Genomic DNA, 13,607 nt, shown 5'->3' on the forward strand with positions numbered 1-13,607 from the left:
CGCTTCGGCAGCGTGGCCGCGTGCCGCCGGGAAGGACGACCGCGCCGCACGTACACCGTACGGTCGAAAGCGGCACGCCGGTCGGATGGCCCAGACAGGCCCTAGGACACCGTATGGTCACGGTCGGCGATAGGCGCTCGACGCGGACCGGGGCGCACCTGTGACAATGCCCGGAGAAACTTGGCTGCGCCGTGGCGGCGCCCGGGAGACTGCTCCCTGGTGCCGGGAGAACGAGGATGGGCACATGAGCGACTGGACTGCCTTCGGACGGGTGGACGCGGACGGCACCGTTTACGTCAAGACCGCCGAGGGCGAGCGGGTGGTCGGATCCTGGCAGGCGGGAGCACCGGAGGAAGGGCTGGCACACTTCGCACGCCGCTTCGCCGACCTGGTGACCGAGGTGGATCTGACCGAAGCACGGCTCAACTCCGGTGCGGCGGACGCCAACCATTCGCTCGCCACCATCCGACGGATCCGTGCTTCCCTCCCCGAGGCTCACGTCGTCGGCGACATCGACGCCCTGGCGACCCGGCTCGACAAGCTCGCCACCGTTGCCGAGGAGAAGGCCGGTGAGGCCCGGGCGGCGAAGGAGGCCGCCCGCGTCGAGGCGCTCGCCCGCAAGACCGCCCTGGTGGAGGAGGCCGAGAAGCTGGCTGCCGAGTCGACCGGTTGGAAGACCGCCGGTGACCGGCTCAAGGAGATCCTCGACGAGTGGAAGACCATCCGGGGGGTCGACAAAAAGACCGATGGCGAGTTGTGGAAGCGGTTCGCCGCCGCCCGGGACGGCTTCACCCGCCGCCGAGGTGCCCACTTCGCCTCCCTCGACGCGCAGCGCAAGCAGGCGCAGACGGTCAAGGAGGAGCTGGTCGCCGAGGCCGAGAAGGTCGCCGAATCGACCGACTGGGCGGCGACGGCCAACCACCTCAAGAACCTGATGACGCAGTGGAAGGCCGCGCCGCGCGCCTCGAAGGAGGCCGAGCAGAAGCTCTGGGAACGGTTCCGGGCCGCCCAGGACGCCTTCTTCAGCCGGCGTAGCGAGGTTTTCTCCGCCCGGGACAACGAGCAGCGCGCCAACCTGGAGCGCAAGCAGGCACTGCTCGCCGAGGCCGAGGCGCTCGACATCGACGGCGACCCGAAGGGCGCCCAAGCGAAGCTGCGGGAGATCCAGGCGCAGTGGCACGAGGCCGGTCGGGTGCCGCGCGAGGCGGCAGCCGGGCTGGAGCGCCGGCTGCGCGCAATCGACGAGAAGGTCCGCGAGGTGATGGACTCGGCCTGGCGGCGCACCAGCCGGGAGGACAATCCGCTGCTGGCCCAGATGCGTTCGCAGGTCGCGGAGGCAGAGGAGCGGCTGGCCCGGGCGCAGGCCGCGGGTGACACCCGACGGATCAAGGAGGCCGAACAGGCGCTGGAGTCCAAGCGCCAGTTCCTCAAGCTGGCTGAACAGTCGAGCTGAGTCGCGTCGGCTACCGAGCCCCCGCCCTTTGAGGCGGGGGCTCCGTTGTGTCCGTCCCGCCGGTACTTGACGACCAGACGAAGCGCGTTCGGGCGGCACACCCTTTACATCGACGACCGTCTGTGGTTCGCTGAGGAAAGCGCTTACCTATGGGCACGGCACGGGAGCCATCCGTACAGCGCAGTCAGCAATTGGTAAGTCCATTGGCAGGGACGGCCCGACCGGCACGCCCGTCTGGGCACCGGGCAAACGCGGATCGAGCCGACCATCCCTGCGCACCCTCTCCGAGAGGAAGCGACCATGCGCACCGCACGGCGTCGTACGACGCTGCTCGCCACCACCGCCTCGGCCACCGCCGCACTGCTCGCCGCCGGGGTACTTACCGCCGTCACCGCCCACGCCGCGGCCGGCTGCCAGGTCAACTACTCGGTCGCCGGCGAGTGGCCGGGCGGCTTCACCGGCAACGTCGTCGTCACCAATCTCGGCGACCCCATCTCCGGCTGGACCCTGCGCTGGTCGTACAGCGCCGGGCAGCAGGTCGTCAGCCCCTGGAACGCGACGATCTCGCAGAGCGGGAGCCAGGTGACCGCCACCAATGTCGCCTACAACGGCAACATCCCCACCAACGGGAACGTCTCGTTCGGGTTCAACGGCTCCTGGAACAACTCCAGCAACCCGGCCCCGACGAGCTTCACCCTCAACGGCGTGTCCTGCACCGGCGGCGTCACGCCAACCACCCCCGGCGGAACCACGCCGCCACCCACCACCACACCACCGACCACTCCGCCACCGACCACTCCGCCACCCGGCCCGGTACCGACGGGTCTGGTCGGCTGGGCCACCCAGAACGGTGGCACCACCGGCGGAGGTAACGCCTCCTCCACCACGGTCACCAGCGAGTCGGCGCTCCGTTCGGCAGTCAGTTCGTCAAGCGCCGCGGTTATCCGGGTGTCCGGCACGATCAGCTGCTCCGGCATGCTCAGCGTGGGCAGCAACAAGAGCATCCTCGGCGTCGGCTCGTCGGCCACGATCTCCGGTTGCGGCTTCAACATCAATGGCAGCCGGAACGTGATCATCCGTAACATCAACTTCCGCAACTGGAACGACGACGCCATCAACGTGCAGGAGTCGGCCACCAACGTCTGGGTGGACCACAACTCGTTCACCAACGGCTACGACGGCGCGGTGGACATCAAGCGCGGCTCCGACTACATCACGGTGTCCTGGAACCGGGTGTTCAACCACGACAAGTCCATGCTGCTCGGGCATTCCGACAACAACAGCAGCCAGGACCGCGGCCACCTGCGGGTGACCTACCACCACAACTGGTTCGACGGTTCCGGCAGCCGGCACCCGCGGGTGCGGTTCGGTAACCCGGTCCACGTGTTCAACAACTACTACTACAACAACGACTACGGCGTCGCGTCGACCATGGGCGCCGGCGTGCTCGTCGAGGGCAACTACTTCGAGTCCGTCGACGACCCGACCCTGGTCGGGTACGCCGCGTCGGGCCCGGGGACGTTGGTCCAGCGCAACAACCACTTCGTCAACTCCGGCAGCCCGCAATCGTCGGGCAGCGTGGCGAGCATCCCGTACTCGTACTCGCTGACCAGCGCCAGCCAGGTCAAGTCGGTCGTCACCAACGGCGCAGGCACCGGCAAGATCGGCCTGTAACCGTCGGTTTCACGGTGTTCCCCGGCCACCCGGTGGCCGGGGAACACACCTGCCTCACGCCGGTAGACGCCTGCCGAACTCGACCCGGCGCTCGGTCAGCGTACGCAGGCCGACTCGGCCGGCGGCGCGGCCGGCGGCACGCCCACCGTGGGCAGCCCCAGCGACACCCCGCCGGTACGCGGCACCCGTCCGGCCTCAACCGCGTCACCGGCCCTGGTCCGCCGGTGCGACAGGGGTTGACCGTCGGCGTTCAGATGGTGCGGAGCAGCGTAGGTGACCGTGGTCTCAACGAGGTCACCCGGGCGGATCGCACCCGCCAGCGACCCCACGTCGAAGTGCACCAGGCGGCCGTCGCAGGCCCGGCCCGACATCCGGCCGGTCCGCTCGTCCTTGCGGCCCTCACCGACGGCGACCAGCACCTCGACCGGCGTCCCGACGAGCTTGCGGTTCTCCGCCCAGGTGATCTCCTCCACGCAGGCGATCAGCCGCTCATACCGCTCCTGCACGACCTGTTTGGGCAGCTGGCCGTCCATGCTCGCGGCCGGGGTGCCGGGCCGCTTGGAGTACTGGAAGGTGAACGCGGAGGCGAACCGCGCCTCGCGGACCACGTCCAGGGTGCGCTCGAAGTCGGTCTCGGTCTCGCCGGGGAAGCCGACGATGATGTCGGTGGTGATCGCCGCGTCGGGCATGGCGGCGCGGACCTTTTCGATGATCCCCAGGTACTTCTCCGACCGGTACGACCGGCGCATCGCGCGCAGCACGTCGTCCGAGCCGGACTGCAACGGCATGTGCAGCGAGGGGCAGACGTTCGGCGTCTCGGCCATCGCCGCAATCACGTCGTCGGTGAAGTCCTTCGGGTGCGGGCTGGTGAACCGGACCCGCTCCAGCCCGTCGATCTCGCCGCAGGCGCGCAGCAGCTTGCCGAAGGCGTACCGGTCGCCGAACTCGACGCCGTAGGAGTTGACGTTCTGCCCGAGCAGGGTCACCTCCAGCACGCCCTCGTCGACAAGCGCCCGGACCTCGCTGAGGATGTCGCCGGGGCGGCGGTCCTTCTCCCGGCCGCGCAGCGACGGCACGATGCAGAAGGTGCAGGTGTTGTTGCAGCCCACCGAGATCGACACCCAGCCGGCGTAGGTCGACTCGCGGCGGGTCGGCAGCGTCGAGGGGAAGACGTCGAGGGATTCGAGGATCTCCACCTCGGCGGCGGCGTTGTGCCGGGCGCGCTCCAGCAGCACCGGCAGCGAGCCGATGTTGTGGGTACCGAAGACCACGTCCACCCACGGTGCCCGGCGGACGATGTCGCCCCGGTCCTTCTGGGCCAGGCAGCCACCGACGGCGATCTGCATCCCCGGGTGCCGGTTCTTGACCGGACGCAGGTGACCGAGGTTGCCGTAGAGCCGGTTGTCCGCGTTCTCGCGGACCGCGCAGGTGTTGAACACCACCACGTCGGGGGTGTCCTCGGCCTCGCCCGCGCGGACGTAACCCGCCTGCTCCAGCAGGCCGGAAATGCGCTCGGAGTCGTGCACGTTCATCTGGCAGCCGTAGGTGCGCACCTGGTAGGTGCGCGGGCCGCCCGCCGCTGCGGTAGTCATGACGTGCACAGCGTAGCTGGGCCCGAGGAATCGGACGCAAACGTGATGCACTGCGGCAGCCGACCCGCCGCGGCGTCGTAGGACCTCAGGCGGCGGCCAGGGCGGGGTTCACCGAGTCGGGCGCCCAGCGGGAGCGGCGGCAACGCGACCAGCCCCGGCAGCGCGGATCCGCCTCGGTGCACAGCCGGCGGTCGCTGAGCACCTCGCCGTCGTCGGTCTCCCGCACGTCGAAGTGGACCGGGCGGATGCTGCCGTCCGGGGCCACCAGCAGGTGCCGGGTGTCGTCGAGCGTGTCGTCACGCAGGACGCAGTTGCGGCCGAGCAGCCGGGCCAGCGCCGCGACGCTGGGCAGCTCGGGCAACTCGTCCGGTACGCCGTAGCAGTCCACGATCGTGGCGAACTCCCCCGGCGCCTGCCAGACGTCGCAGACCACCGCGTACGTCGGCAGCCGCAGCGGATCCGCCACCGCCAGCGGCATCACCACCCGACCGAGCGCGTCGGCCAGCGCCGGGTAGACCTCCACCGGTCGTACCTGGTCGATTCTCCAGTTCCACAGCTCGGTCATGCCGTCTCCTCGCTGTGCTCGTCCCCACCGGCCTCCGGATCGGGCCATACGACGATGGTGGGGGGCATTTGCCCCCAGCCGGGGGCAAGTTACCGGTCTGTGACCATTCTGGCCCAAATTTCCCGGAGCATCATCGCTCCAGGTAGCGGGAAGATGACAGTTTATCGGGTATCGTGCGCGTTCCCACGCAACGGCACGCGTACCGAAACCTGCGTTCAGCGCAGGACGACCCGGTGTTCCCCGGGGGGCAGCAGCTCACCGATCACCGGGGCGCCCGGTATCTCCCCGGCGATCAGCAGCCCGCCGGAGGTCTGCGCGTCGGCCAGCAGCAGCCGATCCTGCTCGGTGGCGGCGCCGAAGTCCGTCCACGGGGTCACCCACTCCAGGTTGCGGCGGGAACCACCGCTGACGTACCCGTCCCGGACCGCCTCGCGGGCACCGGCCAGGTACGGCACCCGGGCGGTGTCGATCGCCACCGTCAGCCGGCTCGCCCGGGCCAGCTTCGAGGCGTGCCCGAGCAGACCGAATCCGGTCACGTCGGTGCCGCAGCGCACGCCGGCCGCCACGGCCACCCGCGCGGCGTCCCGGTTCAGCGTGGTCATCGCCGCCACCGCCGCCGGGAAGCTCTCGCCGGTGCTCTTGTGGCGGGTGTTGAGCACGCCGACGCCGAGCGGTTTGGTAAGCGACAGCGGCAGACCGGCCCGCCCGGCGTCCAGGGTGATCAGCTCTTCCGGCCGGACCAGCCCGGTGACGGCCAGGCCGTACTTCGGGCCGTCGTCGTCGACGCTGTGCCCGCCGACCAGATGACAGCCCGCCGCGCGGGCCACGTCCAGGCCACCGCGCAGCACCTCCCGGGCCAGTTCCAGCGGCAGCACCTCGCGCGGCCAGCAGAGCAGGTTGAGCGCCACCAGCGGGCTGCCGCCCATCGCATACACGTCGGACAGCGCGTTGGTGGCGGCGATCCGACCCCAGTCGTACGCGTCGTCGACCACCGGGGTGAAGAAGTCCGCCGTGGTCACCAGGCCGGTGCGCTCGTCCAGCCGGACCACCGCGGCGTCGTCACCATGGTCCAGCCCGACCAGCAGCTCGGCGGTGCCGGCAGCGGGGCCGAGACCGGCGACCATCGCCTCCAACTCGCCGGGCGGGATCTTGCAGGCGCACCCGCCGCCACGGGCGTACCGGGTCAACCGCACGGGCTCGGTCATCTCCTCATGATCTCCGTCACGGAGGCGGGATGCCAGCCGGGCGGGTCAAATTCGGACGCCGGAGTCGGATCATCCATGGTGTTACCGCTCCGTGACCATCTGAGTTGTGTTCCGCCACTTCACCCCGCCTACAGTGGCCGCTACCGGGGGTCGACCGACTCCCGACAGCGACGAGGAGGACAGACGACGTGGCGACGGGCGAACCGCTCATCGTGCTGGACTCGGTCAACAAGTGGTTCGGGCCGTTGCACGTACTCGACGACGTCTCGCTGTCGGTGGGCCGGGGCGAGGTGGTCGTGGTGATCGGCCCGTCCGGTTCCGGCAAGTCGACCCTGTGCCGCACCATCAACCGGCTGGAGCCGATCAACTCCGGCACCATCACCTTCGACGGGCAGGCGCTGCCGGCCGAGGGCAAGGCCCTGGCCAGGCTGCGCAGCGAGGTCGGCATGGTGTTCCAGTCGTTCAACCTCTTCGCGCACAAGACGATCCTGGAGAACGTCACCCTCGGCCCGATCAAGGTCCGCAAGGAGAAGCCGGCGGCGGCCCGGGAGCGAGGGCTGGCCCTGCTCGACCGGGTCGGCATCGCCAACCAGGCCGACAAGTACCCGGCCCAGCTCTCCGGCGGCCAGCAGCAGCGCGCCGCGATCGCCCGCGCGCTGGCCATGCAGCCCAAGGCGATGCTCTTCGACGAGCCCACCAGCGCGCTGGACCCGGAGATGGTCGGCGAGGTGCTGGACGTGATGACCTCGCTGGCCCGCGACGGCATGACCATGGTCGTGGTCACCCACGAGATGGGCTTCGCCCGGCACGCCGCGAACCGGGTCATCTTCATGGCCGACGGCAAGCTCGTCGAGGAAGCCGAGCCCAAAGAGTTCTTCGCGAATCCGCGCAGTGAACGGGCCAAGGACTTCCTCTCCAAAATCCTCACGCACTAGCCGTCCGTAGTGGGGCACGCCGTCGATCGACGGCGGGTTCCGTCTTAGAAGGAGATGAACATGCGTATCAAGCGCATAGCGGCGATCGCCGCGGCTGCCACCCTCACGCTCGGCATGGCCGCCTGTGGCGGCGACGACGCCGGTGAGGGCACCGGTGCCGGCACCGACAAGGATTTCGCTGCTGGCAGCACGATGGAACGGCTGAACCAGGCACAGGCCATCAAGATCGGTACGAAGTTCGACCAGCCACTCTTCGGTCTGAAGGGACTCGACGGCAAGCCGCAGGGCTTCGATGTCGAAATCGGCAAGATCGTTGCCGACGAGCTGGGTATCCCCGAGGACAAGATCGAGTGGGTCGAGACCCCGTCGACCGTACGCGAGCAGCGCATCGAGGAGGGCGCCGTCGACATCGTCGTGGCGACCTACACGATCAACGACACCCGCAAGGAGCGGATCGACTTCGCCGGCCCGTACTACATCGCCGGTCAGACCATCCTGGTCAAGGCCGACGAGAACGAGATCACCGGCCCCGACTCGTTCAAGACCACCGGCAAGAAGGTCTGCTCGGTCCAGGGCTCCACGCCCGCCGCCAACATCGAGCAGTACCTGAGCAACGTGGGCGAGCAACTGGTCGTCTTCGACGTCTACACCAAGTGCCTCGACGCGCTCAAGGGTGGTCAGGTCGACGCCATCACCACCGACAACGTGATCCTCAGCGGCTACATGTCGCAGAACGAGGGCCAGTTCAAGCTGGTCGGTGGCACCTTCACCGAGGAGCCGTACGGCATCGGCCTCAAGAAGGGCGACAACGACTTCCGCACCTTCCTCAACGACACCCTGGAGAAGATCTTCGAGGACGGTCGCTACCTGCAGGCGTGGAAGGACACCGCCGGCAAGATCGACTCCGCCGACCCGAAGATCCCCACCGTCAACCGCTACTGATCCCCGCAGCTGAAGGGTGATTTTGTGGACGTTCTCGTCAACAACTTCGACGTCTTTCGCAACGGATTCTTCGTCACCCTTCAGTTCTGCATCCTGGCGGCCACGGGGGCGTTGATCATCGGCGTCCTCGTGGCCGTGATGCGGATCTCACCCGTGCCACCGCTGCGCTGGCTCGGCAGCACGTACGTCACGGTCCTGCGCAACTGCCCACTCACGATCGTCATGTTCTTCGCCGCGTTCGCCCTGCCGGCCCTCGGCTCCAACGCGGACTTCCTCCGGATCCCCGGACTGGACCAGATCTTCAAACGTCTCGGCACCGACCTGCCGTACTTCCGGTTCGCCCTCATCGCGCTCAGCGTCTACACGGCCGCGTTCGTGGCCGAGGCGATCCGCAGCGGCGTGAACGGTGTACCCAGCGGCCAGGCCGAGGCGGCCCGGGCGATCGGGCTCACCTTCACCCAGAACCTGCGGTACGTCGTCCTGCCCCAGGCATGGAAAGGAGCGGTCGTGCCGCTCGGCAGCGTCCTGATCGCCATGATCAAGAATTCGGCCCTGGCCGGTTTCTTCGGCGTCGCCGGTGACCTGTCCGCCAGCGCCCAGTCACTCACCAGCGCCGGCGGTTTCCCGATCATCCCCGTCTTCATCGGCATCAGCCTGGGCTACCTGATCCTCACCGTGCCCCTCGGCCTGTTGCTGGACCGGGTGGAGCGCCGGCAGGCGGTGGCCCGATGAGCAACGATTCGATGTCGGTCCTCTACGACGCCCCGGGACCACGGGCCCGCCGGATCACCCTTATCTCGAGCATCCTCGCCGCGCTCGCCGCTGTGGCCGGACTGTACTTCCTCGTCTACCGCCCGCTCGACGAACGCGGCCAGTTCTCGATGGAGCGGTGGGGCCCCCTGATCGACCCGGGCAACGAGGTCTTCGGTCAGGTGTGGACCCAGCTCGGACAGGGCTTCCGGGCGACCCTGACGGCCGCCGCGCTCGCCATCGTCAGCTCGCTGGCCTTCGGCACCCTCCTGGCGGTGCTGCGGGTGCAGCTCAAGTCGCTGATGCGCCGCCGGTTCGACAGCCTTCCCGCGCCGGTTGCACTGGCCGTACGCGCCCTGAGCTGGCTCCTCAACGGGGTGACCAGGTTCTTCGTCGAGGTCTTCCGAGGGCTGCCGGTCGTCATCACGATCTTCTTCTGCGCGAGCGGCCTCCCGGTGCTCGGCGTGGACCTCGGCGACATCCTCTGGTACCTGGTGCTCGGTCTGACCATCTACAACGGCGTGGTGATCGGTGAGATCCTCCGCTCCGGCATGGAGGGCCTGCCCGGCGGCCAGCGCGAGGCGGCCGACGCGATCGGGCTGACCTCATTCCAGGCGACCCGCATGATCCTGTTGCCGCAGGCGTTCCGGATCATGCTTCCGGCACTGATCAGCCAGCTCGTTGTCGTGCTCAAGGACACATCGCTCGGCTTCATCATCAGCTACGAGGAAGTGCTGCGGAAGAGCAGCTTCATCATCCAGGTCCTGGACAACCCGATCCAGGTGTACGTCGTCGTCGGCGTCATCTACATCGCCGTCAACTACCTGCTGTCGAAGCTGGCCGAATACGCCCAGCGTCGTCTCGCCAAGGGGCGACGTACCGCACGCAAGTCGAAGCCGGCGACGACCGGAGGCGAATCGACCACTGTGCAGGAGACCGAAGCGGTAGCCGGCACCGCCACCTGACATTCTTAGCTGGTTTGTTCGCGTGGGCAGAGTTCCCGCCCGCCCCCGAGACCCGAACCCCTCCTGACCGACTGCGGCTGGAGTGGTCACTAAACCGTTACAACTCAAGTCTAGTACGGGCCCCCGGCTCCTGAATGGAGGGTAGGCTGTCCGGGCTGTGAGGCGGTAGCGGGCCGGGTGCACGGGTAGCATCAGCGAGCCATCGCGGACGTGTCGGTCAATGCCCGGCTGGTGGTGATGCGGACACGCATGCGCCGTCCGGCGTGCCCTAGGCTGGCGCCGTCAGGATTCTAAGAGCAGCTTCCGGGTGCTCTGATCCGTTACCATCGCCGCACACCCCACCTTATCTTCCAGATCGCTGGGGTGGTGCGTCGGCTGGCCGGCCGCAGGACGCTCGGGTGGTGTCGGCCCTGGCGATGGTCGTCATGTCCCGGCAAACCGCCCTGCGGTGACGTCAGCGTTACGCCACAGTTCTACTCAAGGCGGTCATCCGAAAGCCCATCGATATGCTATCCCCCTGTAGGGTGGCAACGCCGGAAACATGGCTGCGCGACCATCCCGGTGTCGCGGTGGTGTGCCGAGACACCCCCCGGCGCGAACGGGTGCCACACCCCGCCCGAGCATTACGAAGCGGTGCCGGTTGCGCAACTCGTACACCGACAGCTGATCATGATCGCCCGTGCGCCGACAGGCCGGAAGGCCTAGATGTCAGCGCGAACGCGCATCGGCAGCGTAGCCCTCTGCTTGAGCGGCGAAAAGAGCTGCGTAAAGGTTGTCCGCCTCAACCAGTTCATAATGTGTGCCCTGCTCCACGAGTTGGCCGCCATCCAAAACGAAGATGCGGTCGAGGTGGCGCAACGACCCGAGTTGGTGGGAGATTAGCAACGTCGTCTTGCGGCCCCCTATTGATTTCAAGACCTCACGGAGGCGGCGCTGAGCAAGCGCGTCTAGACCTGATGTTGGCTCATCGAGAATGGCAATGACTGCATCCTCACGTAGTAACGCCCTGGCAATCGCGAGACGCTGCCACTGGCCACCAGACAACAGCGAGACGTCGGCATTTTCATCGTCGGCCATAAAAGTCTTGCTTAACAGGGTTTCGTAACCGCTGGGCAGGGCGTCAATCTCGTCGCTTAGTCCCGCCTTCTCAGCAGCCTTCCGCACTGCGGCACGGTCCGCGCGGCGCTCGATGTTGCCTACCGCGATATTTTCCGCGACAGTCAGATCGTAGCTCATAAAATCTTGGAAAACTGCAGTCATGCGACGTCGGATCTCCGAGGGATCAAGATCACGGGCATTCTTGCCATCGAAAAGTATGACCCCCCGAGAGGGCTCATAGAGTCGGCACAGCAGCTTGACGAGAGTGCTTTGACCATAGGGCCAGTAGCGTAAAGAAGATTGGTAGCCGGGCGAGGTGAAGCTGTCAACAAAGCCATCAGCCGATCAATAAGGATTTGCTCGAGGAACCCCGCCGTCGTCTTACCTGCCTCGATTCAACTGTCGGTCTAATGCCTGGCAGGCATGGCGACGTCTCTGCGTAATGACCTTGGCAGATTGGTACTGTTAGTCCATATATCCCCCCTGCGCTCGGTAGTACCAAGAGCCCGATATCTTCTCCCGGTCAGCGGGCGATCTCGGTCACCCGGGACTCGCGGACCACCGTCACCCGGATCTGACCCGGATAGGTCAACTCCTCCTCGACCTGCTTGGCCACGTCCCGGGCCAGCACCGCCGCACCGATGTCGTCGACGTCGTCGGGCTTGACCATCACCCGGATCTCGCGGCCCGCCTGCATGGCGAAGACCTTGTCCACCCCGACCTTGCCGGCGGCGATCTCCTCGATGCGTTCCAGCCGCTTGACGTACGCCTCCAGGCTCTCCCGCCGCGCTCCCGGCCGCCCGCCCGAGCAGGCGTCCGACGCCTGGGTCAGCACCGCCTCCACGGTCTGCGGCGGCACCTCGTTGTGGTGCGCCTCGATGGCGTGCACCACGTCCTCGCTCTCGCCGTACTTGCGGGCCACGTCCGCGCCGATGATGGCGTGGCTGCCCTCCACCTCGTGCGTGAGCGCCTTGCCGATGTCGTGCAGGAACGCCGACCGCTTGATCAACGGCACGTCCAGCCGCAGCTCGGCCGCCATCACCCCGGCGATGTGCGCGGTCTCCACCAGGTGCTTGAGCACGTTCTGCCCGTACGACGTGCGGTAGCGCAACCGGCCCAGCAGGGTGACCAGCTCCGGGTGGATCTCGGTGATGCCGACCTCCACCAGGGCGTCCTCGGCGGCCCGGTGGCAGAGCTGGTCCACCTCCTGGCGGGCCAGTTCGTGCACCTCCTCGATGCGGTGCGGGTGGATCCGGCCGTCCAGCACCAGCTTCTCCAGCGTCAACCGGCCCACCTCCCGGCGCACCGGGTCGAAGCACGACAGCAGCACCGCCTCGGGAGTGTCGTCGATGATCAGGTTCACCCCGGTGACCGACTCGAAGGCCCGGATGTTGCGGCCCTCCCGGCCGATGATCCGACCCTTCATCTCGTCGCCCGGCAGGTGCAACACGCTGACCACGCTCTCGGCGGTCTGCTCGCTGGCCACCCGCTGGATGGCGTCCACCACGATGTGCCGGGCCCGCTGCTCGGCGGTCGACCTCGCGTCGGACTCGATGTCCCGGACCAGCAGCGCGGCCTCCCGCTTCGCCTGGCCCTCGATCGCCTCGACCAACTCGGCCCGCGCGGCGTCGGCGGTCAACCCGGCGACCCGCTCCAACTCACGTCGCCGCTGGTTCTCCACCTCGGCGAGATCGGCCTCCCGCTCGGCCAACGCCGCCTCACGGGCCGTCAGCGCCGCGTTGGCCGCGGTGAGCTGGCGTTCCCGCTCCGCGAGCCGCTCCACCTCCTCGGTGTGCAGCCGCTCCCGCTCGTCCATCCGGGTCGCCCGCCGCTCCACCTCGGCCGCCTGCTCCCGGGTGGTCGCGGCCAACACCGCCACCTCCCGCTCACCGCTGCGCCGGGCCGCCGTGCGCAACTGCTCGGCGTCCGCCTCGGCCTGCTTGTGCGCCCGTTCCAACACCGTGTCCGCCTCGGCGCGGGCGTCGTCGAGCACCCGCCGCGCCTCCGCCCGGGCGGCCTTCGCCTCGGCCTTGGCCGCCGCCGCCTCGGCGCGGGCCGCCGCCGCCGCGGACTTCGCCACGTCGATGGTGCTGTTGACCTCGTCAGCGGCGGTACGCAGCGCGGCCAGCGACTGCTCCTGCCGGTCCTTCTCCGCGATGAACGCCGGATCCTCCGGTGCCGGACGGGTCAGCAGACCCCGCATCAGCCGCACCCCGAGCAGCACCGCGCCGAGCACCACGAGGGTCAGCACCAGCACGGCGACCAGGATCACGACGTCGAAGGCGCTCATCGGCCGGCTCCGCCCGGACCGTCACCGGCCACCGCTGCGGCAGGTGGACCGGAACTCTGCTCACCGTCGTCGCCGGCCCCGGACTCCGCCGCACCGGGAGCACCCGCCCCCGCGCTCATGCCGACACTCCGTTCCGCC

General features: G+C 68.3%; 10 protein-coding genes and 1 pseudogene. 6 read left to right on the plus strand and 5 right to left on the minus strand.

Annotation, left to right across the window (positions count from 1 at the left end; all coding sequences use genetic code 11):
* Window positions 1–244 precede the first annotated feature (244 nt).
* Both ENC19_RS03140 and ENC19_RS03145 read left to right on the plus strand, forming a co-directional pair.
* Complete coding sequence (locus tag ENC19_RS03140) at window positions 245–1,453, plus strand: DUF349 domain-containing protein (protein ID WP_164445606.1); 1,209 nt, start codon at window positions 245–247, stop codon at window positions 1,451–1,453.
* A 300-nt stretch (window positions 1,454–1,753) separates the two neighbouring features.
* Window positions 1,754–3,127 (plus strand): pectate lyase family protein, encoded by a 1,374-nt coding sequence (locus tag ENC19_RS03145; protein ID WP_164445607.1) that lies wholly within the window; start codon window positions 1,754–1,756, stop codon window positions 3,125–3,127.
* Window positions 3,128–3,222: 95 nt separating this feature from the next.
* Here the strand turns inward: ENC19_RS03145 and miaB are convergent, their stop codons facing one another.
* The 3 genes from miaB to selD form a co-directional block, all read right to left on the minus strand.
* Window positions 3,223–4,719, minus strand: a complete 1,497-nt coding sequence (miaB, locus tag ENC19_RS03150; protein ID WP_164445608.1) for a tRNA (N6-isopentenyl adenosine(37)-C2)-methylthiotransferase MiaB — start codon at window positions 4,717–4,719, stop codon at window positions 3,223–3,225.
* An 85-nt stretch (window positions 4,720–4,804) separates the two neighbouring features.
* Complete coding sequence (locus ENC19_RS03155; protein ID WP_164445609.1) at window positions 4,805–5,284, minus strand: hypothetical protein; 480 nt, start codon at window positions 5,282–5,284, stop codon at window positions 4,805–4,807.
* Window positions 5,285–5,499: 215 nt separating this feature from the next.
* Window positions 5,500–6,489: a selenide, water dikinase SelD gene (selD, locus tag ENC19_RS03160; RefSeq protein WP_164445610.1), complete on the minus strand. Its 990-nt coding sequence runs from the start codon at window positions 6,487–6,489 to the stop codon at window positions 5,500–5,502.
* Between the two features lie 188 nt (window positions 6,490–6,677).
* Between selD and ENC19_RS03165 the strand changes: the two genes are divergently transcribed.
* Genes ENC19_RS03165 through ENC19_RS03180 form a run of 4 tightly spaced genes read left to right on the plus strand, consistent with a single transcriptional unit; the run spans window position 6,678 to window position 10,081 of the window.
* Window positions 6,678–7,424, plus strand: coding sequence for an amino acid ABC transporter ATP-binding protein (locus ENC19_RS03165; RefSeq protein WP_164445611.1), 747 nt, complete (start codon window positions 6,678–6,680; stop codon window positions 7,422–7,424).
* A 60-nt stretch (window positions 7,425–7,484) separates the two neighbouring features.
* The gene (locus ENC19_RS03170; protein ID WP_164445612.1) at window positions 7,485–8,366 is read left to right on the plus strand and encodes a glutamate ABC transporter substrate-binding protein; all 882 of its coding nucleotides are present in this window, start codon (window positions 7,485–7,487) and stop codon (window positions 8,364–8,366) included.
* Window positions 8,367–8,390: 24 nt separating this feature from the next.
* Window positions 8,391–9,098, plus strand: a complete 708-nt coding sequence (locus ENC19_RS03175; protein ID WP_164445613.1) for an amino acid ABC transporter permease — start codon at window positions 8,391–8,393, stop codon at window positions 9,096–9,098.
* Window positions 9,095–10,081, plus strand: a complete 987-nt coding sequence (locus ENC19_RS03180) for an amino acid ABC transporter permease (RefSeq protein WP_164445614.1) — start codon at window positions 9,095–9,097, stop codon at window positions 10,079–10,081. The genes ENC19_RS03175 and ENC19_RS03180 overlap by 4 nt, the downstream gene beginning before the upstream one ends.
* A 708-nt stretch (window positions 10,082–10,789) precedes the next feature.
* On the opposite strand, the pseudogene ENC19_RS03185 reads toward ENC19_RS03180, so the two are convergent.
* A pseudogene (locus ENC19_RS03185) lies at window positions 10,790–11,443 on the minus strand (ATP-binding cassette domain-containing protein); the annotation flags it as partial.
* 259 nt (window positions 11,444–11,702) lie between these two features.
* A complete protein-coding gene (gene rny / locus ENC19_RS03190; protein ID WP_164445615.1) occupies window positions 11,703–13,469 on the minus strand; it encodes a ribonuclease Y in 1,767 nt (588 codons plus the stop codon).
* Window positions 13,470–13,607: the final 138 nt, after the last annotated feature.

It is taken from the genome of Verrucosispora sioxanthis (assembly GCF_010560025.1).
GTDB classification, from domain to species: domain Bacteria; phylum Actinomycetota; class Actinomycetes; order Mycobacteriales; family Micromonosporaceae; genus Micromonospora; species Micromonospora palythoicola.

Coding starts and splice junctions, on each gene's coding strand:
- ENC19_RS03145 (WP_164445607.1), top strand. CDS start 1,754: ATGCGCACCGCACGGCGTCGTACGACGCTGCTCGCCACCACCGCCTCG.
- rny (WP_164445615.1), bottom strand. CDS start 13,469: ATGAGCGCCTTCGACGTCGTGATCCTGGTCGCCGTGCTGGTGCTGACC.
- miaB (WP_164445608.1), bottom strand. CDS start 4,719: ATGACTACCGCAGCGGCGGGCGGCCCGCGCACCTACCAGGTGCGCACC.
- ENC19_RS03180 (WP_164445614.1), top strand. CDS start 9,095: ATGAGCAACGATTCGATGTCGGTCCTCTACGACGCCCCGGGACCACGG.
- ENC19_RS03170 (WP_164445612.1), top strand. CDS start 7,485: ATGCGTATCAAGCGCATAGCGGCGATCGCCGCGGCTGCCACCCTCACG.
- ENC19_RS03155 (WP_164445609.1), bottom strand. CDS start 5,284: ATGACCGAGCTGTGGAACTGGAGAATCGACCAGGTACGACCGGTGGAG.
- selD (WP_164445610.1), bottom strand. CDS start 6,489: ATGACCGAGCCCGTGCGGTTGACCCGGTACGCCCGTGGCGGCGGGTGC.
- ENC19_RS03140 (WP_164445606.1), top strand. CDS start 245: ATGAGCGACTGGACTGCCTTCGGACGGGTGGACGCGGACGGCACCGTT.